This window comes from Aquimarina atlantica, assembly GCF_000626715.1.
In the GTDB taxonomy this organism is placed as follows: Bacteria; Bacteroidota; Bacteroidia; order Flavobacteriales; family Flavobacteriaceae; genus Aquimarina; species Aquimarina atlantica.
This window is the reverse complement of sequence record NZ_AQRA01000007.1, coordinates 1-26160: the sequence shown is the minus strand read 5'-3', so window position 1 is coordinate 26160 and position 26160 is coordinate 1. Positions and strand designations below refer to the sequence as shown.

Genomic DNA, 26160 nt, shown 5'->3' with positions numbered 1-26160 from the left:
TTCTTTATAACTAACAATATACAAATCATTATGGATCATCAATATGTCAATAGAATATTTAACTCTATACCTCATTTCTTCTAAGAGGTTGCCATAATTCCTCCATCAATAGTTAAGGCAGAACCTGTCATCCACGAAGCATCTTCTGATGCCAAAAACAATGCCAGTTTAGCAATATCTTCTGGTGTACCTAAACGTTTTAATATGGTAGCATTTTTTACATTATCAACAGCTTCATCTGGGTTTTTAAATGCTTTTGCAGAATCCCAAATCAGAGGTGTATCTACTGGGCCGGGACAAATAGCATTAATGCGTATTTCGGGGCCATAATCTAATGCTGCTTGCTTAACCAAAGAAACCAACGCTGCTTTTGATGCACAATAGGCAGCATGGCTTGGGAAACTCTTAAATGCAGCTATTGATGCATTAGCAATAATAATTCCTTTCTCTTTTTTGATATATGGAATAGCATATTTGCATAAATAAAAAAACGAATTAAAATTTATATTCAGAGTTTCATGCCAGTTTTCAATACTAATCTCGGTAAGACTTCCCAACCCTAAGACTCCTGCATTACTTACTATACCATTAAGTTTTCCATACTTGGTAATTGCTTTGGAAACCAGTTCTTTATTCACTTTAGGAATTCCTATATCACCTGCATGAAATATAGCATCCGTAGATATCAACTTTAACTCTTCTACAAGTGCATTTCCTCTTTCTATATTTCTACCACTCAGCACTAATTTAGCCCCTTCTTTTGCATATAAAACAGCAATGGCTTTGCCCATGCCACTTGTAGCTCCCGTAATAACAAATACCTGGTCTTCTAATTTCATTTTAGCTCTCTTGCAGTTTTTATCAATAGCTCTTTTGTCAATCGAATACCTTTATCTTCGTCATCATTAGTTCCTTCGTATTCAATACCAATGTAACCAGTATAACCAGCATTTTTTACAATTTGAAGCATTTTGATATAGTCGATTTCCGTTTCGTTCCCCTGCTTATCAAAATTATTCGATTTGGCACTAACTCCTTTGGCAAAAGGCATCATATCCTTTACGCCTTGATATCTGTCATATTCATAAAAATTGCCAAAATCTGGTAACGTACCACAATTCTTAAGGTTAACATTTTTCATAATTTTGGATAACCAATCGCCATGTGTAGAATAGCTTTGATGGTTTTCGACTATTATATTGATAGCGTAGTCTTTCGCAAAATCGGATAATTGAACTAAACTATCCTCTCCTGCCTTTGCTACATCTATCCTACTTCCTTCTCCATGCAGATTTACACGAATAGAACTACACCCCAAAAACTTTGCTGCTTCTACCCATTTATAATGATTTTCTATAGCTTGTAATCTTGCTTTTTTGTCTTGATTACCCAATTCACCTTCAGCATCAACCATAATCAAAACATTTTCTACATTAAGATCTAACGTACGTTGTTTTAATTCTTTAAGATATTTATGATCTTTAGCTTTATCTATAAAAAACTGATTAACATATTCTACAGCATGAATATCAAAATCATTTTTAGCTTTCGCAGGAAAATCGAATGTTGAAAGTTTTCCTGAACGTAAACTTCTATGTAATGACCATTGAGCAAGTGATATTTTAAAAAATAAGGCTTCTTCTTTTACGATGGTACCAGATGAAAATGATAATGCTAACCCCATACCTAAAGCTGTATTTGAAGTTTTTTTTATAAAAGTTCTTCTGTGCATATTCTTATCGATTAGCAAGACCAGTTTGTTGGCAAGCGATCCCAACGATGATCTCTAAGTTTATCTATCCACTCTTGCGAAAGTCCTTGTCCATCGCCTATACGCATATTAGCTTCTACATTACGTAGTTGACGCATACCAGGAATCATAGTAGTAACTGCAGGATGTGCTGCAATAAAACGCAATGCTAATTCTGCTAATGGCATTTCATTCTGAACCAGTTCTTTTAATTTTTCAATACGTTTTATAGTAGGTGGCAAATTTTCGGGACCAAAATAAATGTTTCTAAAATCACCAATATCCCATTTAGAAGCTAAAGTAAGTTTTCCGGTAAGAGAACCTTCATCAAATGGAACACGAGCTATAACTGCAATATCATTCTTTTCGCAATACGGAAATAATACATCTTCAGGGGATTGATCGAAAATATTATAAATAACTTGTATCGAGTCGATTAATCCCGACTCTAGCGCTTTCAAGCAATTAGCAGGTTCCCATCGGTTTACACTAATCCCAAAAGACTGTACTTTCCCTTCTTGTTTTAGTTTTAGCACCATTTCTTTCCATTCGTCTCGTTCTGCCCAACTATCTTCCCACACATGAAACTGCTGTAAATCAATGGTTTCAACCCCTAAATTCTTCAAACTCTTTTCTGTATACTCTACCATATGATTTGATGGGTATATATCTTTTAATGTTGATGATTTACTTGGCGGCCATTCATCAATTTTAGGAGGAATTTTTGTTGCCGTATACAGTCTTTTTTCTGAGTGTCTTTTTAATAATCCTGCTAAAATTTTCTCGCTTCTTCCTTCTGCATATCCCCATGCGGTATCAAAAAAATTACAACCTAATTCAACAGCTCTATCTAATGACTTATTAGATATTTTATCATCTGACTCTGACCAACCCGCCATGCCCCACATACCATATCCTACCTGGCTTATATTCCAATCTAACTTTCCAAATTTTTTATATTTCATTTTATCTATGCTTTCCAAAATTGTTACTTTTCTATATACAAATTATTAAAAATTGCATTCAAAAGTGTTCCGCTATCTCCATTAAATTGTCAAAATATAATCCCTCCTTGTTCGTTTTTTTTTACAAATTCTACTTTTCATTTTATTGATTTGGCATTGTGATAAGTAATAAATAAAAGAATTCTTCTCAGAGGCAAAAAAAAAGCAAGCCATAAATAACTAACTCTGTATAGATTATAATTCTTTATTAGAAATATCTATTTATAAATCGGTTTTTTTGTATAAATACATCCACTCATAAATGCTGATATCAAAGGGGTCATAAGCACTGTTTGCACTACCTCTCCCTGTATTATCATAAGTTCTGGACCAAGAGTCATGATCGATACCAGAGTATATGGTTATCTTGGCTTTTGTTGTTGGGTTTTCTGCATTAATTGCATTAACCATTGAAATCGATTTATCATATGAAATAATCCTATCTGCATCTCCATGAAATGCCCAAACAGGAATATTAGTAAATTGATTTCCTGTTGATACATTTCCCCATCCTGCGATAGGCACTATGGCTACTACATATGAATTACTTCCTTTTGAAGAAATATAATCATAGCAACCTTTCCCTCCCATACTAAATCCTGTCATGTATATTCGCTGCGTATCTATCTTTAGGTTATCAATTAAGAAAGTAATAAAATTGTGTAAGTTTTCTGTATTCCAAATAGATGGGGATTGGGGTGATACGACAATCATAGGATGTTTAGGATTCCATTGATTTTTATGTATTAATGACGGAGGGCCATCGAATAAAATAGAATTTAAATCATTTGGATTTACAGCACTATCACCTCTTGCTCCACCTCCATGTAAGTGGATTAATAAAGGATATTTTTCTGCATTGGCGATATTATATTCAGAAGGAACATATACATAGAATCCATATTGGGATTTTGTAGATCCTTTTGGATATGCCACCTGCACACCAGGCTGGATAGTGTTTAACCCAACAAGATTATTTGTTTCTCTATTTGTATCTATAACACTATCACTTGAACTACAATTTACAAGTAGTTGAATAGTTAACAAAAATAAACAACTCCTTTTTTTAATAATAGTGGGCACCATACTGATCTATATTATAAAAACACATATCATTTTTGAGAAAAAAATGTCTCAAAACACCCTCTATCTGCCATTGTTACAAAACATTGAGTATTATTTTCCCCTCCAAAAGTGATATTAGTTGGTTTTTTCCCTTTTAGTTGCACTTCTCTTAGTTCTTTACCTTCAGGAGATAATACTAATACAGTTCCTTTATCATATCGACACACATACAGGTTTCCTTTTGCATCACATCTCATACCATCTAAGCCAAAATCCTTAAATGTCTTAAATATTCTTTTATTAATAGGTTTGCCATTATCTGTTATATCATAGATCCAAATATTTCGTTGTATAGATTCATTAACATACAATTTCTTTCCATCGGGACTAACTTCTATACCATTGGTTGTTCCCATATTTTTTTCTACCAAAACAAGCTTTCGATTAGAAGTCATCCATAAATTACCTGTTCCATTTTTCCAGTTAGGATCACTTGCATACAGAGTTCTATTAGGAGAAATAGCAACATCATTTGGTTGGTTCATCGTAGAGTCATGAGCAAAAACAGCAACTTCTTTTGAGTTCTTTTTTATATACAATATGTTATGATTTGTATAATCTGCGATATACATATTATCGGATGCATCAAAACGAATTCCATTACCAATGCTACCTGTAGGTAATTTTACAAATAAAGAACTTTCTCCTTTAGGATTAACAATACCTATTGTGCCTTCTTCTTTAAAATTAACTGCATATAGATTTCCTTTGCTATCTACTGCCGGTCCTTCAATACCTTTGGTAAACTCGTGTTCTTTAGTAAAATCTGTACTATTATCTATAGATTTTTCTTTTTTATTACACGAATTAAGAATCATTGCTCCTAAAAGCATTACTACAAAAACTATGGTATTTTTCAATTTATTAGGGTTTTACGTTTCTAATTTCTATAGCTGAGATTAGCTTTTTAATTGCTGGTATTATTACGAGTTCTGTGTCGGCAATTGGTTTGCTAAGAAAATCAATGATAACTATTGATTTTTGATGCTCGGCTTTGTTTATACTTCCTTTAGTTAATCCATTTTTTAGAATGGATGATAGTTCTGCTAGTTTTGAGGATAAAGGTTCTAATTTTGCTAATGTTGGGTTATTATTTATTTTGCTAAAATCAGTATGGTTTGTTATCCACTTATTGAGTAACACTATAATTTCTTGTTTATCAGCATCTACATTAGATTTTAAATATTTTTTTACACTTTTATTAAATCGTATAGCATCAATAGCATCTGTATTACATGCGTCTACAAATTGCGTAAATGGTGAATACGATTTATACTCAACTCCTCCTTTATTTCTTTGGTATGCCTTTAACGGTTCGCAAATTTTTGTAAGAGTAATCAATGATTTTAATTCTTGATTATTACTAATGTTCCTTAAAATCACATTTCTATTTCTTATATGAGAAATGCCTAGTTCTTCTAATCTATAATTAACACTCTCTAATCTTTTAAGCATATTATCTGCATCATCAATCTCAATAGATGACCATAGTTTTTCTGCAATTGCAGCTGTTCTAGGCCAAATTCTAGAATCTATAGAAACAGGGGTAACTAATTCTCCCCACATTGTTGCTTCTCCTCCCAAGATATTTTTTAGTTGCTCTTCTGTTAAACCATGACCTTTTGAAATAGGTTCATTTGCATAATGATGTCTAATCGATTTTAGTAAATCTATATAATATCCCTTGGACAACACCGTTTTATAGCCTTGTTTAGCTGCTTTTAACATCGCTTCTTTACCTCTCCAGGAATGTATAACAACATCTTTGGGTAAAGTTGGTTGCAAAATTTCGTCCCATCCCATCATGATTTTTCCTTGCTCCTTTAATATTTTTTGAATTTTGATATTAAAATACGCTTGTAATTCATGGTTATCTTTTATATTATTTTTCTTCTTAAACTCCTGAATTTTATCGTTTTCATCCCAATGCTTGCCTTCATTTTCATCACCTCCAATGTGGAAATATTTATCCGGGAAAAGTGGGGCTATTTCTGAAAACACATCAGTAATAATTTCGTAGGTAACTTCTTTTGTAGGATCCAAAGTAGGATCAAAAATACCTGCATGTCTTTCTATTTTATAGATGGTATCTTTACTTGCCATTTCTGGATATGCCACTAACCAGGAAGTAGCATGACCCGGTATATCAAATTCGGGAACAACTCTAATTCCCAAATTAGATGCATACGCTACTAATTCTTTTATCTGTTCATGGGTATAGTATTGTCCATCCGATGCTAATTGATGAAATTTAGGCCTTGATTTCACCTCTACTCTAAACCCCTGATCTTCGGTTAAATGCCAATGAAAAACATTCATTTTTACAGCAGCCATGGCATCTAAGTTATTTTTTAGCACTTCTAGTGGTTCATAATGTCTAGCTACATCTATCATTAAACCTCTCCAGGAAAATCTGGGTGCATCTTTAATATCAACTCCATGAAAAAAATATTCGGTTGTAGTGTGATCATTAAGCTGTAATAAGGTTTCTAATCCTCTTATTATACCTATATCTGTTATAGCTGTTAAGTTTATTTGGTCGTTTACTACTGAAAGTTCATAAGATTCGTCTTCATTTAACTCTAGTTTACCTTCTCTGGTATAATTTATAACTAAAGATGGCTCTTTACTTTTAGAAGCAATTGTTGCAAACCCTTCGTCAATAAATACACCTGTTCTACCAGACAATCTCCTTAGAAATTTGGTTGTTGCGTTAGCTATTTTAGGATTAATATTATCTTTATTTACTGCAATCGTAAAATTTTCATTAATCATAAATTTTTGACCGTTCTCTTTAATTTCTTTTGGCCAAGGCATTAAATCATATTTCTCTAACAACTCTACTTGTGCATTAGTGTGAAAATATGATGCTATAAAAACAAAAAATAATATAATTCTTTTAACATTTTTCATAACTCGTATTGCATTTTACTTCAAATTTCTGCGGTTTAATGATTAAATATTGAAAATGATGATCTCTTCTATATATCAAAAGCTTTAATTAAAGGATAAATTACCAGACTAAGCTTGCTATATGCATATTGTAATTTTTTTATATCATTATTTTTATGCAAAATTTGCAATAATCATGACTACAAAAAACACATTTCTATTTTCTGAAATTAATACTGAAAAATAGCCATTCTTAAAAACTTAATCTGGCATTTATTTATACTTCTATTATAAATGGTAAATTAATTTACATCCCACCAAAGAGCCGTAGACATTACATCAGGACCTTGAGCATTAATTGCTTCTTGCACATTAACACTATTAGAGATTAATTCTGTACTAGAATATTGCAACCTCTTAGGAACGTTACCATTATTAGGCTGGCTTACCCAAAAATTAACATTATCGGTTATTTGCGGTATCATATCTACCCTTCTTACTAACGCCCAACTCTCATATCCGTTTGTTAAGGATGCTAACCATCTTTGGTTATAAACCTGATTAAGCTGATCCTGAGTAGCGCCACTTAATGTAGCGATAGGTTCGTTTGTTATAAAATCACCAGCATCTTGACCTCCCCAGAAATCAATACTAGCTAGTATACCACTTTGGTATAAACTATTAGCATCTCCTCCATATCCTAACAATGCAGCTTCTGCTTGTAAAAAATAGGATTCTGCAGCTGTTAATACCATTACAGGTACTTGATCTTTAATATCAGAAAAAGACGTTCCTACTATTTTTGGTCCAGGCTTAGACATATCTTCCCAAGCTGGAGAAACTCTTACATTAGGCATACCTCCGGCATACCCACCATTTTCTGCTTCAATTGCAATTTCTGGTAATCTTGGATCGTTATTATCTTGCATAAGATTTACAAGTCTATCTGTTAAAATCCATTTAGAACCTGTAACTCCATTACCTCCGGCCCCCGTTCCAAATCCCCAATAAACATCTTCAAAACCACCATCAAGGTTACCATTAACCAGAGGGTCACGAGATCTAAGCAATGTAGCCTCATTAGTTTCGTCTATTAATGGATTTAATAAACAATCTGCTATGACACCATCAATAAAAGCGCCATCACCATCAGCAATAAATGCATCTCTACTTCGTAATGCCATGCGCAATCGTAATGTATTTGCTAAAATTTTCCACTTTTGAGGATCTCCTTCATAGATAAAATCTCCTCTATCACCACTAATAGTCGTTGTTGAGTTTCCTATAACATCCATCTGTGCTTTTAGATTTTCTAAAATGCTTCTATAAATAACTTTTTGAGTATCGTATTTTGGAGGACTCACTTCAAATTCGGGTACTATAACTTCGGTATAAGGGACATTTCCAAAGATATCAGTCATTTTTTGATAAAAAAGAGACATCATAATTTTAGCCGCGGCTTGACCATTGGTATCTTCTAATTCGCCAAACTTGATTAATAAATTACGTAGATTCAAACTACTCTTTGTAAATGATTTATCAAACACAGCATTGGTCCAACCTTGATCATTATCATATATATCACCACCAGCCCACCAGCTTCCTGCAACGCTTGTTGAAAATTGATGAGAAAATTGTGATGAATATAACAAATTACCTCTCCATGCTACAAACCTAGGTTCTGCAAAGGTAAAATATTGCACTCCTCCCATAATATTATCTGCTCCACTTTCTTCGGGCAAATTGGGATTGGTATTTATTTCTTCAAAGTCTTTAGTACATGAAGACGTTAAGCAACCAAACATTAATACAATAGCAAAAAATTGTCTTTTAATGTTTGAATAATTTTTATGATTAATGTTTTTCATAATATTTTAAATTATTTAGTATTAAAATGACAAGTTTAACTTTACACCATGGCTAGAGGTAGAAGGGAAATCATAAATTTCAATTCCTTGGATAGAGGTATTAAAACCAACTTCTGGATCAAAATTCTGTGTATTCTTATGAAGAATTGCTAAGTTTCTTCCGATATAGCTTATAGACATATTTGCAATCGAAAATCTATCTAAAATTCTAGATGGAAAGTTATACGTTAATGATACTTGTCTTAGCTTAACGTAACTACCATCAGAAATCCAGTTTTCAGAGATATTACCTAATCTTTGATAATATGTTGCTGGATCAACTCCTCTAGCGGCAACACTTGGAGATAATGTACCGTCTACAACGGCGTCACTTGGTACCATAATACCATTACCTCCTGAATAAAATTCTCTTCCTTCTAAGGTTCTAATATCGTTACCATTTGTACTGGCCACAAAATCAGTAAATGAGAACACATCTCCTCCTGATTTAATATCAATCAAAAATCCAAGTTCTATGTTTTTATATGAAAATGAATTATTAATTCCCAGTAAGAAGTCCGGAGTAACATTTCCTATAATTTTGTTTTCTCCTACAACTGGTAAGCCATCACTATCATAAATCACACGTCCCTGATCATCCCGAGAAAATGATGGTCCAACCAAATCTCCATACACATTCCCTTCGGTGGCAGTTAATTGTATAACATCATTAAATTGTCTTGCTATAATAGCAGTTGGTAGCTCTGGTACAAGTTTTTCTATTCTATTTTCATTCTTACTAAAATTAAAAGCTGTATTCCATTCAAAATTTGTCGATTTTATAGGGGTTGCTGTTAAAGCGACCTCTACTCCCTTATTAGAGACCAAACCTGCATTAATTATTTTGCTCTGTGCTCCTGTGGTAGAAGGCAAAGAGATTGATAATATCTGGTTTTTTGTCTCCTTATTATAGTAGGTAAAATCTAATCCTAATCGATTATTGAATAGTTTAACATCCATACCCAACTCATATTCTGATGACAATTCGGCTTTTAGATTTTTATTAGGTATTACGGTTCCTGGAGCTGCTCCTTCTTCTGCTTGTCCCTGTGTTAAATTAGGATCCCCAAAATAAAATAATGTAAGTCCATCATACGGAGCAGAAGATACATTATATACTGGTGCCAATCTGTATGGCTGTGTTGCATTTCCAGTTTTTGCCCAACTAGCTCTAAGTTTTATAAGATTAACCTTATCGCTATCTATACCAAAAATATCATGCAATAGAAAACTTGTTCCTACAGAAGGATAAAAAAATGAAAAACTATCTACTGGTAATGTAGAACTCCAATCATTTCTCCCAGTTACCTCAACAAATGCAAAATCATTAAATCCAAATTGTACAGAACCAAATAAAGATTGAGATTTAAGATTACTTAATCTCGTACTAACTCCCTTAGTTCCAAAATTATTTACTGAAAAAAGCGAAGGATCTAATAAATCTGATGCTTGCACAGTTGTAGATTTTGCTTTGTTTTCAAAACCACTATATCCTACAGTTGAGTTTACAGATATTTTTTCTGTTACATACCCATTATATGATAATAAGAAATCATAATTTGATGTGGTAGTTTGCTGTGTGATTTCTACTAATTGCCCTGAAGGTGCATTATCAAAAACTCCGCGACCTTTGAATATAGAGGCTGCATAATTACTTTGATCCTGAGAATACCTAGCAGTAGCAGATAAATCATCTGTAAGTTTATATGTTGCACTTATTAATCCTGTATACCTGTTTTTGGTATCTTCATTCAACTTAGTATTAATTGCATAATATGGGTTCATTGTAAATGAAGATCCTCCAAAATTATTTGGCGTACCATCGGGATTAATATAATTAGCTTCTAAATCTGCATTAGAAATGTTTCTGGGTTTTAAGATCAAGCTTCGAACTGTATTTGCCTGTCCATCTGTTATATCTGCTCTATTAATTGCTGTATTTTTTACATACGCAATCTTAGCTTGTACTTTTAATTTATCGGTCACATTAGCATTAGTATTTAACGACAAAGATTGACGTTTATAATCACTACCCGATAAAACAGGCTTATTAAATAAATTAGAATAGGACAATCTATAATCTATAACATCAGACCCTCCTGATAAGCCTACAGAATTTATCATGGTTAAACCTGTTCCGTAAAAATCTTTAAAATCACCGGGATTACCACTATAAGCAGCTGTACCTACACCATCAAATCGTGTTTGCTGACTACCGTCTAGTGCAGGTCCCCAACTACCGGGTCTGGTAATATCATAAACCAACTGTCCTGTAGCAGCATCAAAACGACCTTGCCCATAACTATTCTGTAGCTTAGGGGCAATTAATACATTATCAAAAGTCACCGAAGAAGATAAATCAACTCTAACTCTACCGGCTTTACCTTTCTTTGTCGTAATTACAATAACTCCTGGAGCGCCTCTATATCCATAAAGTGCAGTGGCATTTCCTCCTTTTAAAATGTTAATACTTTCTATATCATCAGAATTTATATCAGATAATGCATTTCCATAATCCAGGCCTCCTGCAAAGCTTCCTTCTCCCAAACTACCTCCATCCAGAATAACACCATCTACAACAATCAACGCCGAGTTTTGCCCCGGCACTAATGAGGTAACACCTCTAACGGTAACCGATGCAGATCCTCCTATACCAGTTCCATTTTGATTAACCTGGACTCCTGTTACTCTACCTGCAAGATTATTAACTACATTAACATTTCTAACTTTTGTTAAATCTTCGCCTTCTACGGTTTGTATTGAGTATCCTAATTTTTTGGCCTCCCTTTTAATTCCTAATGCAGTTACTACTACCTCTTCTAAACTTGCAGTGTCATCTTCCATAACGACATCGATAGTTGATGAATCTCCTACTGCGATTGAAACTGTTTTCATTCCTATAAATGAAAAATCTAATACATCTCCTATTGAAGCTTTTATAGTATATCTCCCATCAAAATCTGTTTGCACTCCTCTAGTCGTTCCTGATATAATTATATTCACACCTGTCAACGGAACCCCTAATTGATCTTTTACAGTACCATTGATTTCTTTTTCCTGTTTTGTCTTTTTAACTGGTTCTGGGATTAACTTTTTGACAGCTTCATTATTTAGTTTATTTTTGACTAAAATAATTTGGCGATCTATAACTTTATACGTTACCCCTTGTTTGTCAAATAGTTGATTTAATATTTTATAAATCTTTTTATTTTTCATTTTAATCGAAACCAAACGGTTTTGATCTATTACATTTTCATTTGCCAAAAATTTAAACTCAGATAATGACTCTATAGTCTCTAATACTTTTATAACTTTTACAGATTCTAAGTTAATAGTAATCCTAGTATTTTGAGAATATGATTCAGCTTGAATTTTAAAGAGAGAAATGAATGTTAATAACAGTGTTAGTTTCATTTTTAAATTCAATTTAGGGGGAGTATATAAACACGCCCCTGAGGTAAAGAATTTTTTCATATTTTTGTGATGATTTAGTTAATAATAAGACTCATGTCGAAATGATTCATATTGATTAAATCGTATTCTATAATCGGGAAATACGTCACTATTTCTCGATTTTTTTGCAATACATTTTTTATTCAATCAATAGATTTTTATTAAAAGTTTATATCATAGGCATTACTTTAATTTAATGGTTTAGTGGTTAATAAAATTATCATTTGTTGATCGTTATTCTATTTTCTTCTATTGTAAAAGAAAATTCTTCACTACTCTGAAAAGATATTAATATTTGTTCTATAGTTTCTGTATCAAATTTTGCTAAAAAACGTTTTTCATTTAGAGAACTATAATTGTTTATAATAACGACATCATAATTTCTTTCTAATATTTTAATAATTTCAGAAAATGGTTTCATTTTAAACAACAACTCTCCTTTAGTCCAAGCGGTGTACTCACTAACATCAACCTCTTTTACATCAATACTCTGCTGAGATTTATTCCATGTAAATTTATAACCTGGCTGTAATATAGTAGAAGTATTTGTATCAAATTTCTCATCTACTTTATAAACTCCAACTGATCCTTCTACCAAAACAGTATTCATTTCATCATCTTCTCTGTAAGAATTAACATTAAATGTAGTCCCCAAAGCTTGAACATTTACATCCTGGGTATTTACAATAAAGGGATGTTGTTTATCTTTTGCTATAACAAAATATGCTTCTCCGCTTAAAAATACTTTTCGATCTTTACCTTTTAAAAACTTTACTGGATATTTTAATGAACTGCCCGCATTTAAATGAACCATACTCCCATCGGATAAAACAAGTTGTAGTTTTTTGCCATAAGGAATAGATAGCTCATTATACACAAGCTCCTTGTCATTTACTTTAGTATTCTTATATTCGAGTTTATCATCCTGATATACACTTACTATTGTTCCTTCTTTATTCACTATTTTTTCATTGCTATTCTCTCGAATAACTTTTATATCTCCATTTTCTAATTTTAAAGTAATCTCATTATCTTCAGTAACTACTTCATTAGAAGTATTTAAAAGATATAGACTACTAAGCCCAATTATGCCCACAAAAATAGCAGCCCATTTATACCACGTTTTATAACTATTTTTTTGTTTACTAATAGATTTCATCAATGTCATATATTCTTGTTCAATATCTACATCTTGTAAGGCATAATTTAGATCATAATATTGTAGTATATATACTTTAAAAATTTCTTTATTTTCATCTTTCTTTAACCAATTAGATAAATCCATCATTTCTGATGAGTTAATCGTATTGGTTAAATATTTTTCAATTAATTTTTTCAAGTTTCTGCTTTTTTTTCAACACTAACTACCTATTCTTTATTGATTAAACGTATGGTTTACCAAAAACCCTTAAAAGAAAATTCTTTTTTTTTTTTGCATATTTGTAATTCACATTTCAGGAATAACGTTGAATTTAGTATGAATGACAGTAGTTTGGTTTTAAAAATTAAGAAAAATGATGAAGATGCATTTAAATTAATTTTCAATGAATTGTATAAGCCTTTACTAGCTTATGTAACAACTTTAACATACGATACAGAAAAAGCTAAGGATATTGTTCAGAATTCTTTTATTATTTTATGGAATAAACGAGAAATTTTATCTGAAGAGTCTTCTTTAAAAAATTACCTTTTCACAGTTTGCTACAGATTATATATTGATCAATATCGTAAAGATCAAATAAGAAACAAAGCAATGGATGAATTAAAACTAAGTGTTTTAAAAAATCAAATCGAATATAGTGATTCTACAGAACGGCAATTAAGGGTAAAAAAGATTCTAGCAGTTATTGAAGAGCTTCCTCCACGCTGTAAACAGATTTTATTACTAAATAAAAGAGATGGCATAAAGTATAAAGAGATTGCTGAAAAATTAGATGTATCTGTAAAAACCGTTGAATCTCAAATGCGAATAGCTTTTCAAAAAATTAGGGATAGTTTTAAAAATGAGAAAATCATTTTATTTATTTCAATGTTTAAAAAACGTTCATTAAAATATTTAGACTAAAAAGAGGTACTTCTAACAAAGTGTAATTTTTTTTCATCACTCCTTATTACTATTTCCTATGTATTGTTATCTTAAATAATACTAGGTGATTTATAAGAAATAAAAAAAAGGAATCAACATTCTAAGAATGAAGATTCCTTTTGGTGGGCGCGAAGGGATTCGAACCCCTGACCCCTTGGGTGTAAACCAAGTGCTCTGAACCAACTGAGCTACGCGCCCGCTATCTTGCGATTGCGGATGCAAATATAAGACAGTTTTATAGTCTACCAAAAGAATTTTAAAGAAAAATTAAATTATTTCTGCAACAACAAATGTACTTCCTCCCACATAAACGACATCTTTCCCTGTAGCCTGCTGTAACGCAGCTTTATACGCTTCTTTTACCGAGACATACTCCTCTCCTATTAAGTTAAACTTTAAAGCTTCTTTTTTTAATTTTTTCTCATCAAGCCCTCTTAAAATATCAGGTTGAGAAAAATAATATCGAGCTTGAACAGGAAATAAAGGTAAAATAGCATCTAAATCTTTATCATCAACCACCCCTAATACTATATGAAGATGATCATATTCTTCTTCAATCAATTGTTTCATCACCATCTTCAATCCATCTTCGTTATGAGCAGTATCACATATTACTTTAGGTTTTTCTTGTAATATTTGCCATCTTCCTAACAAATGAGTGTTTTTTACTACATTCTGAAGTCCTTTTTTAATATTATCTTCAGATATGTTCCAACCTTTTGATTTCATCAAATCTATAGTTTGTAAAACAGTCCTTATATTTTCTTTTTGATAACTTCCTTTTAGGTCAGACGAATATAGTGTACTGTTACAGTCTTCGGCAAAATACAAAGGACTTTGGGATGCTTTAGCGGCCTCTATAAAAACTTTTGAGGTTTCTTCTGCATTCCTTCCTATAACAACCGGTACACCTTCTTTAATGATCCCAACTTTTTCTGAAGCTATTGCTGCTAAAGTATTCCCAAGAAAGCGAGTATGATCTAATCCTATATTAGTAATTACAGAAATTTCTGGAGTAATAATATTAGTAGAATCTAATCTTCCTCCCAGTCCAACTTCTACCACTGCTATATCTACTTTAGATTCTGCAAAATACTGAAATGCCATTCCTACGGTCATTTCAAAAAAAGAAAGTTGATTCGATTCGAAATAAGGTTGATGTTTTGAAATAAAATCAATCACATATTCTTCAGATACAGTAACTCCGTTAATTCGAATGCGTTCTCTAAAATCTTTGAGGTGAGGCGAAGTATACAACCCAACTTTATAACCTGCTTCCTGTAGTATTGAAGCTAGCATATGGCTAGTAGAGCCTTTACCATTTGTTCCCGCAACATGTATACTCTTAAATTGAGTTTCTGGATTTCCCAGATAAGCTGCTAATTGTATCGTATTATGAAGATCTACTTTGTATGCACTGGCACCCTGGCGCTGATACATTGGTAATTGGGTAAACATCCAATCGAGGGTCTCCTTATAGTTCATTCTTTGTATTATTCAGAAAGTTTAAACTGATAAATAATTGTTCCTACTTGTTTTGCCGGAGCTTTAGAATCGCTATTAAACCGAGTAGCCAAAGCTGCTCTTTTTGCTGGCCCCATTAAGCATGAAGCGCTATTGGTCGTTCCTTTAACTCCTGGAGTGGCTCTAGTTACTTTTCCGCTTTGGTTAACTTCTATTTTTACCACCACAATGCCCGACTCATTACAATCCTGAACAAATTTTTCTTTATTAAGAGCTTTTCTACCGCCTAATCGATAATTACCATCTCCATCTAAACCTTTACCGGTTCCATAGTACGATCTGGCGTTAGGATCTCCATTCGGGCTTCCTTTATCTCCTGGCGATTTGTCATCCCCTTCTCCTCCCTTTGCTTTGCCATCATTCTTTGGGCCATTAGAAAAACTATTTAGGATATCCAAAGTAGATTTATCTGGTTTTGGATCTGGTTTTTTTTCTTCTACCTTTTTAACGGGTTTTTCTGTTGTATTTTTTGAAGGCTTCTGATCCGAAGGTTTCGGTTTTTCTTTAGGCTTCTCTGTTTTCTTTTTTGGTTTCTTTTTTGGTTTTTTTTCTATCACCGGTGCATCTTCGAGCTCTTGGGTAACCACTTTATCTTTTATTTGAGGTGATTCTTCTTGTGGCTCTGGAGTCGACGATGTAGTTTCTGGAGTAGTTTGCCTGGGTGATGATTTAATAGGTTTATTAGGTTGGATTTTACCCGAACCGGTTGCTGTAGTCCCAAAGTTTACAGCAATACCACCTTCTTCTTCGGGCTCCATATAATTTAAGCTTAGATAAAACAATAAAAAGATAATCGCTACGTGTACCAGTATCGTAAGTACAAAGGATTTCTTTTTATGTTTTGTATCGAGCTTTATCATTTTTATTCGGGCCTAACGGCTAATATTACTTTAAATTTATTTCTATTGGCAATATCCATGACTCCAACTGCCTTTTCTATAGGAACCCCTTCTTCTGCTCTTAGAATAATAGTAGGTTCATTTTTTCCTTGTAATCGTGATAATAATGTAGATTCTAAACTACTTTGACTTATACGTTCTTCATCGATATAGTATTGTAATTTATTAGTAATACTTACCGATATATTTTGTGCATTAGAACTCTTTCCTTTGGCTTTTGGTAATATTAAATCCAAGGCTTCTGGAGTAATCGCTGGAGATGTTAGTAAAAAGAAAACTAATAACAGAAATACAATATCTGTCATAGAAGACATACTAAACTCTGGGCTAACTTTATTTCTTCCTCTTAAATTCATATTACGCAGGTTCGTTTAACAAGTCTAAGAAATCTACAGCATTAGCTTCCATACTGTGGATCACCTTATCTGTACGAACCACCAAGTGATTATATCCTATATAAGCTACAATCCCAACTACTAGTCCACCAACAGTTGTTGTCATTGCCGTATAAATACCTTCGGCTAAGACCCCCATATCTGCTGTTCCTGAACTTGATGCCAGATTATGGAATGCCAAAATCATACCAATTACTGTTCCCAGGAAACCAATCATAGGAGCAGCTCCTGCTACCGTGGCTAGAATACTTACATTTTTTTCTAATTTATATACTTCAAGTCTACCAGCATTTTCGATCGCCTTATTAATATCTTCTAATGAATGACCTATTCTCGAAATTCCTTTTTCTGTTAATCTCGCTATGGGATTATTCGTCTGTGCACACAAAATTTTTGCGGCTTCAATTTTACCATTCACCACGCTATCTCTAATCTTATCCATAAAACTTTCATCATATTTTGAAGCTGCTTTAATTGCAAAAATTCTTTCAAAATAAATATACACAGCGACAAATAGTAATACAAAAAGAATCGATATGATTACGATTGCTCCTGTTCCGCCACTAAGTAAAAGGTCCATAATGGATAATGTATTTTCTTCTACTTGCGGATCAATTTCTGGGGTATTTTGGGCTAAAGCACCAAGTATTGATAAATACGTCATTTTGATTTTGTTAATTTAGTGTTAGTATACTAACGTTATTTCTGTAGGTTAAGTATATTCTTTATTCTTATAATACATATATAATTCCTAATAAACCAATACCTCCCAGTACTATTGTATACGGAAAAGCCATTTTTACCATTTTAGTATAGGACAATCCAATTAACGGTGCCAAGGAAGAGGTTAGTAAAAATAAGAACGCTGCTTGACCATTAGGTGTTGCAACACTAGGCAAATTTGTTCCTGTATTAATTGCAATTGCTAATTTCTCAAACTGTTCTCGTGATATTGCTCCATTAGTAAATGCTTGTTCTACTTCACCTATATATACCGTTGCGACAAAAACGTTATCACTAATCATCGATAAAACCCCATTAGCAACATAAAACATAGAAGGTTGCTGACCTGGGTCTAAAGATAATGCCCAATCAATAATTGGTTTAAAAAGATGCTGATCATGGATCATCGCTACGATCACAAAGAAAACCACTATCAGGCCGGTAAACGGAAGTGCTTCTTCAAAAGCTTTCCCTAGTTGATGTTCTTCTGTAATCCCCATAAATGCAGTCTGAACAATAATCAATGCCAAACCTATAAAACCAACAGGTGCCAAGTGTAATGCTAAACCTATAATCAAAAGGATTGCAGATACTGCTTGTACAATTAATCCATATTTAGATTTATCAGATCTGTTTGCATCTTCATCTTCTGTGTAGCTTTCTATAATTTTTCTTGCTACTTCTGGTAATTTTTCTCCAAAACCAAATGTTTTTGTACTTTCTAAAACCATTGTTGTAACCAATCCTGCTCCCAGAACAGGTATTGAAATTGGTGCCATTTTTAAAAAGAATTGTATAAAATCCCACCCCATTCGTTCTCCGATAAGTAAGTTTTGCGGCTCTCCTACCAAGGTACACACACCTCCTAATGCTGTTCCTACTACCCCGTGCATTACTAAACTTCTTAAGAAACTTCTAAACTGTTCTAAGGTTTCTCCACTCAACTCCTTTCTATCCAAAACCCCACTCTCATCAAAATCTCCAGATCCGGAATGAATTTTATGATATACGCCATAAAACCCTACAGCAACACTTATTAAAACAGCTGTTACTGTTAAGGCATCTAAAAATGCAGAAAGTACTGCCGCTAGAAATACAAATAATAGCGACAATACCATCTTAGATTTTATTTTGGTAAATACTTTACTAAAAATATACATCAGTAAGGGCTTCATAAAATAAATCCCTGCAACCATAAAAACCAATAGTAAAACTACCTCTAAGTTCTGATCTACTTCGTGATACGCTTTTTTTGGTGTAGTAAGATTTAATGCCAAAATTTCTATTGCTAATAATCCTCCTGATTGTAATGGATAGCATTTAAGTGCCATCGCAAGGGTAAAAATGAACTCCCCTATAAACAACCATGCGGTTACCATGGGTCCTAAAAGGAAATAAGAAAATATATTAAAAATCAAAAATCCGATCATTACGGTTTTAAACCATTTCGGACTACTCCCTAAAAAATACTTAAACATAATTTTACTTGGTTAATACAATTAATATTATATCAGCTGTCTGAGAGCTATCTCAAACGCTGTTTTACTGATATTGGTTTCTGTTTGTTTTTCATTATACGTATCCTGAATCGCCTTCTTTATAGTTTCTGAGGTATCCTTAAAAATAGCTTCATCAGTCATTTGTACTTTTCGCTCCATAAAATAAGCAAAAACTCTTGCCATTCCACAGTTAGAAATAAAATCTGGAATCAAACTTACACGCTCATCGGTATATTCCATTATTGGACCAAAAAATATTTCACTATCTGCAAAAGGCACATTGGCTCCACATGAAATCACTTCCAAGCCAGAATCAATCATTTTAGTGATTTGATCTTTAGTAATCAATCTGGATGCTGCACAAGGAGCAAAGATTTCGGTTTGCAAAGACCATATTCTTTCATTCATTTCATCAAAAGGAATACGCTGTTCGCTATACAGCTTATTTCCCCTTTTATTTAAATACAATTCTTTTATTTCTTCAAATGAAAAACCATCTTCGTTTATAAGTCCTCCGGCATGATCAATTATCCCCACAATCTTTGCTCCCATCTCAGAAAGATAGTATGCTGCTGCAGATCCTACATTACCAAAGCCTTGTACTACTGCTTTTTTTCCTTTTACTTCACCCCCATAAATAGTATAATAGTGTCGTACAGCCTCTGCAACTCCATATCCTGTAATCATATCTGCCACAGTATATTTTTGGGTAACATCGGGAGAAAACATAGTATTTTCTAATACTTTAATAACCCCCTGACGCAGTTGCCCTATTCTATTTATTTTATCGGCTTCGGTAGGCTGAAAATGACCATTAAATACTCCTTCTTGCGGGTGCCAAACTCCACATTCTTCGGTTATAGGTATAACTTCATGAATTTCGTCTACATTAAGGTCTCCTCCTGTACCGTAATAACTCTTTAATAAAGGAGATACAGCTTTATACCATCGTTTAAGAACTCCTTTTTTACGTGGATCATCGGGATCAAAATTAATACCAGATTTAGCTCCTCCTATTGCAGGGCCAGATACTGTAAATTTAACCTCCATTGTTTTTGCCAAAGAAAGGACCTCATTCATATCTAATCCTTTACGCATTCTGGTTCCCCCGCCTGCAGCACCGCCTCTCAATGAATTTATAACTGTCCACCCTTCTGCTTCAGTTTCAGCATCTTTCCAATTAAAAACTATTTCGGGTGTTTTATTTTCGTATTTATTTAATAACTCTTTCATTTTTAAAATTTCAATTTATTGAATAACCAATTGTGTTTTTAAAAAACATTTCAAAAAACAACATACTTATTTTATCCTATCTTTTTAATTAAAAATAATCCTCCATTACGGAGGTTAGAGTTGAGTCATATTACCAGATATTACAATAAATCGAACTATCGTCAAAATTCGACTTCACAAATATAAAAAACTAAACATGGCAAAAGCTTAAATAAAAATAAAATTATGGTAATTAAGTAACAGTTTTTTCGCTTCAAAAAAAATAATCCATGGTATTTTTATATCTCTGATAAAAATCTTCTAAACTTTATCTTGAAAAATGATTTTCTCAAAAAATCAAAAAAACAGTAAAACTATCATATTATAGCTTATATTTGTAGAATTAATAACAAAATCGTGATTATCTCGATTTATTTTCATTGAAAGTGAAAATTTCGTGTTATGCACGCACAGTAAATTATAAAGAAAATTATGGACTTCAAATTATCCGAAGAGCAGTTAATGATACGCGACGCAGCTCGTGATTTTGCTAAAACAGAACTATTACCAGGTGTAATCGAACGCGATAACAAACAAGAATTTCCTAAAGAACAGGTAAAAAGAATGGGAGAGCTTGGATTTTTAGGCATGATGGCTTCTCCAGAGTATGGTGGTGGTGGAATGGATACTATTTCTTATGTTTTAGCCATGGAAGAGTTATCCAAAGTAGATGCTTCTTGTTCTGTAATTGTATCAGTAAACAATTCTTTGGTATGTTGGGGTCTTGATACTTACGGAAACGCTGAGCAAAAAGAAAAGTATTTAACTAAGCTTGCTACAGGTGAATCTATAGGTGCTTTTTGTTTATCTGAACCAGAAGCTGGTAGTGATGCTACTTCTCAAAAAACAACGGCTATTGACAAAGGGGATCACTATGTACTGAACGGAACAAAAAACTGGATTACCAATGGTAATTCTGCTGATTATTACTTAGTTATTGCTCAAACCGACAAAGAAAAAAAGCACAAAGGTATTAATGCTTTTATAGTTGAAAAAGGATGGGAAGGATTTGAAGTTGGACCAAAAGAAGATAAATTAGGGATACGAGGAAGTGACACACATTCTCTTATCTTTAATGATGTAAAAGTTCCTAAGGAAAATCGAATTGGAGAAGATGGTTTCGGGTTTAAGTTTGCTATGAAAACATTGGCTGGTGGCCGTATAGGAATTGCAGCACAAGCATTAGGAATCGCTTCGGGAGCTTATGAATTGGCAAAAGAATATGCTAAGGTTCGTAAAGCTTTTGGAACAGAAATTATGAATCACCAGGCAATTGCTTTTAAGCTTGCCGATATGCATGTACAGATTGAAGCTGCTCGTATGTTAGTTTATAAAGCAGCAATGGACAAAGATAACCATGAAAACTATGATTTATCTGGTGCTATGGCAAAACTAGCTGCGTCTCAAGCTGCAATGGATGTGAGTATAGAAGCGGTACAAATTCATGGAGGTAATGGTTTTGTTAAAGAATATCACGTAGAACGATTAATGAGGGATGCAAAAATTACACAGATTTATGAAGGTACCAGCGAAATACAAAAAATTGTAATATCAAGAAGTATTCTTAGAGATTAATTAGTTAAAACTCTCTAATATAAAAGAAAGTCCAGTTTACATTGTACAAACTGGGCTTTTTTTATTAAATTTTATTGATAGTCAAGCTTGATCAATACCGTTTTGAAATAAAGTCATTTACGCTACATCCCAATATCATTCTTTAATTAGAACATTTCAAAAAGAAGAATCCTTTGTACCTCTTTTAAAACATTTTTTTTAAGATCATATAAAATACCCTATCGGTTCCAATCCATGTTGACATAGTGTTTCTCAATATATTCTTTAAGGATAGTAATATCTTCTTTTGATGTTAGATCCGGTACATGTTCTGATATCGGTATCCCAATTACTGATGCAGGGTGTTCTTTTACCATATTTAATAGTGCTGTAGGAAGTTCTTTTTCATTCCTTTTTTCATTAACCGGGCAATTCACTACATATTCCTGAAACATGGCTCCATTAAATTTAAAAATGTTCATACTTACCCTAAGTTTACCTGCCCCATCTTTATAGAGTTCGCTGTCCTCGACTGATGGTTTTTCAATTATATTCTTCAAAAATCCTTCTTCATTCAAAGACACCAGAGCAAACCGAGCTATACGTTCTAAACTAAACTGTAATGCATCTCTATCATAACTCACAAAAGCATTTGCATGATCTGTAGAGCGTAAAGCCTTTAAAGCAACCTCAGAATACAGATTATCACTGTTACAAACGGTATAGGTTTTAGAATTCAATTCTGGATATTGTGTAATTGCCTGATGGAGAGCATCTGCAGTTCCAAAAGGTTTCTCTCTATCTTTTGGAATATATTGGATTGCATAATTAATAGTGAGGCCATAAAAACTATTCCCCTTAAGATTATCCCCATAAAACTCTTTTATCAGGTTTTCTTTTTCTCCGATAACAATGAATACATGTTTATATCCTGCCTGTTTAGCATTATACAAAAGATAATCCATTACAGGTCTCCCAGTTGCATCTATACTAATAAGAGATTTTGACCGCGTATTTGCTTGCGCTGTCAAATCGGTACTTAATTCGGTTTTTATCGCCTTCTTCATTCTCGAAGACGCTCCTCCTGCCAAAATGATTAAATTTTCGTGCATATTTCTATTTTCTCATTACAAAACTCTTGCTCCAGAGTCTACATTTACAACATAGGCTGTTTTACCTTCTCGTTTAATAGCTTCAACAACTTGTTGTTCCTTATCTTTCGGGGCTATAGTCACAATACTACCTCCTCCCCCAGACCCAACAATCTTAACTCCATAAGCCCCAGCTTGGATTGCACTATCTACCATTTTATCTATTACAGGAACCGTTATTTTAAGGATATCTTTTAGAATATGGTGATGTTGATTCATCAAATCTCCCAAATACTTCATATCCGGAACTTCTTTTTTTAATTCCTGTAAAGCTTCAAGCGTTATAGAATGATTTTTTAGGGCCGCAAAAAAATAAGGTTTTAAATCAGATGGAATGTATTTTTCATATTCGTCATATTCTTCCAGCAATGTAGATTTAATACTGAAATCAGGTTTTTTTAGTGTTACGTATTCTATAGCTTTAAGTGCTTTTTCTTTTCTATCTCCTAGTGTACCTATGGTTTCTTTTTTCACCCCGGATTCTCCTACAATTAATCCCGGTACCGTATTCTGTATCCTTTCATAAGATGTTTCCTCACTGGTATCGATAAACAAAACTCCTCCTAAACCAATTGAGTATTGATCCATCAATCCCCCAGGTTCGTTATGTTCCAAAACTTCGGCTTCATAAGCAATTCTGGAAACCAGTATTTGGGTTACTTCCTGGCTTGCTCCAAATGCTTTCAGCAGAAATCTTATCCATGCTACTATTAGTGCAGAAGAACTTGAAACCCCAGCATTAAGTGGTAAATCTCCTTTTATCTCTATATCATAACCTTGATCTGGGACGCAGCCATATCGTCTTAGCACTCTAAGAGATGAAGCAAAATAATCCCTATGCTCGATCTGTTCAAATTTTTCATCTATAAGAATCTCTCTCTCTTCTCCAATATCAGGTAATTTTATCCTGAAAAGCGTGGTTGTATTTTCAATAGCATTTAGTGTGATATATTTATCTATCGCACATGCAATAACGGGTAGTCCAAGATAATCCTGATGATCTCCAAACAAGCAAGTTCTTCCCGGAGATATTATATTTATTTTTTTCAAAATTGCTTTTAAATAATGTATGTTTTATAGTAAACCAACTCAATAACCTCTATCAAAATTAATAGGTATCCTTAATCCAATTGTAAGGTTTTCTTTTGAGCCACAATCCTCTTGTAAAATCCGGAAAATCCTGCGGTTCTCCATTATTCTCTATAGAAACTTCTGATAGTGGTGTAATGGCACTCCATGCAGCCGCATCATACACATCTAATGGTGGTGCTATATTTTGTTTTGCAGATTCTACAAAAGCATTAATAACAAAAAAGTCCATCCCACCATGACCAGCGCCCATCGCATGTTCTCCGTATTTTTTCCATAAAGGGTGGTCATATTTTGCCAGCCATTCATCTGCCTGATCCCATTTATGGGATTCTGATTTTCCTTCTATATATATTCTATTTCCATCAACCTCCCATAAACCATTGGCTCCCTGAACTCTAAACCCTAATGAATACGGACGAGGCAAGTTACAATCATGAGTAACTATGATGGTTTCTCCCATTGTAGTCTCAATAGTTGAAGTAATAACATCTCCTTGTTTAAACTTAACTTTTGCATTTGGATGGTTTTCGCCTCCATTTTTCACAATATAATTATGTAAACCTATACTTTTTGTCGCGTTAGAAGTAATTGATGAAAAACGATTACCTCTATTAATATTACACATTGTAGCCATAGGGCCTACACCATGGGTAGGGTATACATCTGCATTTCTTGCTACCGAGTGCTGTGTTCTCCATTTTGATTCAGAAATACCTTTTTCACCAAACTCCACTCCTTTTCCATATGCAGTTTTTCCATCATTTAGTTTTACAAACCTCAGGTCATGTTGATATCCACATCTAAAATGCACCAACTCTCCAAATACATTTTGCCTAACCATATTTAGGACTGCCAGAATATCTCGCCTGTAGTTAACATTTTCCAAAATCATAAGATGCGTACCTGTAGCTTCATGGGTATTTACCAGGTCCCAACATTCTTCGAGAGTATTCGCAGCAGAAACTTCAAGGCCAGTATATTTACCTGCTACCATCGAATCCTTAGCCATCCTGGTATGCCACAACCAGGGAGTAGATATAATCACTGCATCTACATCTTCCAGGCTCAGCAGATTTCTGTAATCATACTCATTTTTGCTAAATACTTTCGGTTTAGTTTTTCCTGCTTTATTAATTGCTTCTAAAGAAAGGTCTATTCTAGCTTGATCAATATCACAAATTGCTGTTACTAACACATCATCCCTTAAAAGTACATTTCTTAAATGATTTGTTCCTCTTAAACCAACACCAATTAGCCCTAATTTAAGCTTTTCTTTTTGACTATACCCCTTCCCTAAAGTTAAGTTAGGTAGCACAGAAATACCAGCTCCTGCTATTGCTGTTTTTTTAATAAAGTTTCGTCTAGATTTGTGTGTACTCATGATGTTTAGTTTTTCTATTACATTCTTTAAATATAATAGAAAAGCGTACAGTTAAAAAAATCTATGCATTTCTTTTTTTCATCTCTGCAGACTATAGGCTTTTACTTTCTATTTGGCATTATGTTACAGGCTAGATATAGTAATCTCTGAAGTATACTGAATTACAATTTAATCATAAAAAAAACCCTTCATTAGTAATGAAGGGTTTTAAAGAAGGCGGTGACCTACTCTCCCACGATTGTAGTACCATTGGCGCTAACGGGCTTAACTTCTCTGTTCGGAATGGTAAGAGGTGAGCCCCGATGCTATAACCACCTTAAGTCGTTTGTTGAGAGTTTTTAGTTGACTGTTGATAGATTTTTACTATCAACTAACAACTACCTAACTAACAACCAATATTGTTGACATATTGATTTAATATACGATAAAAGAACACTAAATATAGCTTGCAAA

The 26160-nt window shown here is 33.3% G+C and carries 20 protein-coding genes, 1 tRNA gene and 1 rRNA gene; 2 read left to right on the top strand and 20 right to left on the bottom strand.

The features are described from left to right. Positions 1-80: 80 nt before the first annotated feature. From ATO12_RS16050 to ATO12_RS16010, 9 genes are all read right to left on the bottom strand, one after another. Positions 81-839 carry an SDR family NAD(P)-dependent oxidoreductase gene (locus ATO12_RS16050; protein WP_034243690.1) on the bottom strand — a complete coding sequence of 253 codons (759 nt, stop codon included), beginning with the start codon at positions 837-839 and terminating at the stop codon, positions 81-83. After that, the gene (locus tag ATO12_RS16045; protein ID WP_034244439.1) at positions 836-1732 is read right to left on the bottom strand and encodes a sugar phosphate isomerase/epimerase family protein; all 897 of its coding nucleotides are present in this window, start codon (positions 1730-1732) and stop codon (positions 836-838) included. Before ATO12_RS16045 ends, ATO12_RS16050 begins: the two co-directional genes overlap by 4 nt. A gap of 11 nt (positions 1733-1743) precedes the next feature. Beyond that, positions 1744-2715: an aldo/keto reductase gene (locus ATO12_RS16040; protein ID WP_034243687.1), complete on the bottom strand. Its 972-nt coding sequence runs from the start codon at positions 2713-2715 to the stop codon at positions 1744-1746. A gap of 261 nt (positions 2716-2976) precedes the next feature. Next, the gene (locus ATO12_RS16035) at positions 2977-3801 is read right to left on the bottom strand and encodes a carboxylesterase family protein (protein ID WP_165583402.1); all 825 of its coding nucleotides are present in this window, start codon (positions 3799-3801) and stop codon (positions 2977-2979) included. 65 nt (positions 3802-3866) lie between these two features. After that, complete coding sequence (locus ATO12_RS16030; RefSeq protein ID WP_240486145.1) at positions 3867-4739, bottom strand: SMP-30/gluconolactonase/LRE family protein; 873 nt, start codon at positions 4737-4739, stop codon at positions 3867-3869. A 4-nt stretch (positions 4740-4743) separates the two neighbouring features. Further along, complete coding sequence (locus ATO12_RS16025; RefSeq protein ID WP_081802093.1) at positions 4744-6792, bottom strand: beta-N-acetylhexosaminidase; 2049 nt, start codon at positions 6790-6792, stop codon at positions 4744-4746. Between the two features lie 281 nt (positions 6793-7073). Then, positions 7074-8639 (bottom strand): SusD/RagB family nutrient-binding outer membrane lipoprotein, encoded by a 1566-nt coding sequence (locus tag ATO12_RS16020; protein WP_034243682.1) that lies wholly within the window; start codon positions 8637-8639, stop codon positions 7074-7076. A gap of 21 nt (positions 8640-8660) precedes the next feature. Then, positions 8661-12092, bottom strand: a complete 3432-nt coding sequence (locus tag ATO12_RS16015; protein ID WP_165583401.1) for a SusC/RagA family TonB-linked outer membrane protein — start codon at positions 12090-12092, stop codon at positions 8661-8663. 259 nt (positions 12093-12351) lie between these two features. Then, the gene (locus tag ATO12_RS16010) at positions 12352-13470 is read right to left on the bottom strand and encodes a FecR family protein (RefSeq protein WP_034243678.1); all 1119 of its coding nucleotides are present in this window, start codon (positions 13468-13470) and stop codon (positions 12352-12354) included. Between the two features lie 138 nt (positions 13471-13608). Between ATO12_RS16010 and ATO12_RS16005 the strand changes: the two genes are divergently transcribed. Further along, a complete protein-coding gene (locus tag ATO12_RS16005) occupies positions 13609-14196 on the top strand; it encodes an RNA polymerase sigma factor (RefSeq protein WP_034243675.1) in 588 nt (195 codons plus the stop codon). 141 nt (positions 14197-14337) lie between these two features. Here ATO12_RS16005 and ATO12_RS16000 read toward each other — a convergent pair. The 7 genes from ATO12_RS16000 to ATO12_RS15970 form a co-directional block, all read right to left on the bottom strand. Then, positions 14338-14415 (bottom strand) — tRNA-Val (locus ATO12_RS16000). A gap of 69 nt (positions 14416-14484) precedes the next feature. Next, positions 14485-15702 carry a bifunctional folylpolyglutamate synthase/dihydrofolate synthase gene (locus ATO12_RS15995; protein WP_034243672.1) on the bottom strand — a complete coding sequence of 406 codons (1218 nt, stop codon included), beginning with the start codon at positions 15700-15702 and terminating at the stop codon, positions 14485-14487. Between the two features lie 8 nt (positions 15703-15710). Continuing rightward, the gene (locus ATO12_RS15990) at positions 15711-16601 is read right to left on the bottom strand and encodes a hypothetical protein (RefSeq protein WP_034243670.1); all 891 of its coding nucleotides are present in this window, start codon (positions 16599-16601) and stop codon (positions 15711-15713) included. 2 nt (positions 16602-16603) lie between these two features. Next, positions 16604-16996 carry an ExbD/TolR family protein gene (locus ATO12_RS15985; protein ID WP_025667309.1) on the bottom strand — a complete coding sequence of 131 codons (393 nt, stop codon included), beginning with the start codon at positions 16994-16996 and terminating at the stop codon, positions 16604-16606. A 1-nt stretch (position 16997) separates the two neighbouring features. Continuing rightward, positions 16998-17699: a MotA/TolQ/ExbB proton channel family protein gene (locus ATO12_RS15980; protein WP_081802091.1), complete on the bottom strand. Its 702-nt coding sequence runs from the start codon at positions 17697-17699 to the stop codon at positions 16998-17000. A gap of 67 nt (positions 17700-17766) precedes the next feature. Further along, positions 17767-19236: a sodium/proton antiporter NhaB gene (gene nhaB / locus ATO12_RS15975; RefSeq protein WP_034243668.1), complete on the bottom strand. Its 1470-nt coding sequence runs from the start codon at positions 19234-19236 to the stop codon at positions 17767-17769. Between the two features lie 27 nt (positions 19237-19263). Next, on the bottom strand, positions 19264-20490 hold the full coding sequence (locus tag ATO12_RS15970) for a Glu/Leu/Phe/Val dehydrogenase dimerization domain-containing protein (protein ID WP_034243665.1): 1227 nt from the start codon (positions 20488-20490) through the stop codon (positions 19264-19266). A 471-nt stretch (positions 20491-20961) separates the two neighbouring features. On the opposite strand from ATO12_RS15970, the gene ATO12_RS15965 reads away from it, so the two are divergent. Next, positions 20962-22104, top strand: coding sequence for an acyl-CoA dehydrogenase (locus tag ATO12_RS15965; protein ID WP_034243663.1), 1143 nt, complete (start codon positions 20962-20964; stop codon positions 22102-22104). A 218-nt stretch (positions 22105-22322) separates the two neighbouring features. Here ATO12_RS15965 and ATO12_RS15960 read toward each other — a convergent pair whose 3' ends face one another. The 4 genes from ATO12_RS15960 to rrf all read right to left on the bottom strand — a co-directional run bounded on the left by ATO12_RS15960 (position 22323) and on the right by rrf (position 26026). Further along, on the bottom strand, positions 22323-23195 hold the full coding sequence (locus tag ATO12_RS15960) for a sugar phosphate nucleotidyltransferase (RefSeq protein ID WP_034243661.1): 873 nt from the start codon (positions 23193-23195) through the stop codon (positions 22323-22325). Between the two features lie 15 nt (positions 23196-23210). Further along, positions 23211-24284, bottom strand: a complete 1074-nt coding sequence (locus ATO12_RS15955) for a mevalonate kinase family protein (RefSeq protein WP_034243659.1) — start codon at positions 24282-24284, stop codon at positions 23211-23213. 58 nt (positions 24285-24342) lie between these two features. Next, positions 24343-25707: a Gfo/Idh/MocA family protein gene (locus ATO12_RS15950; protein WP_034243657.1), complete on the bottom strand. Its 1365-nt coding sequence runs from the start codon at positions 25705-25707 to the stop codon at positions 24343-24345. Between the two features lie 211 nt (positions 25708-25918). Then, positions 25919-26026 (bottom strand): 5S ribosomal RNA (gene rrf / locus ATO12_RS15945). Positions 26027-26160: the final 134 nt, after the last annotated feature.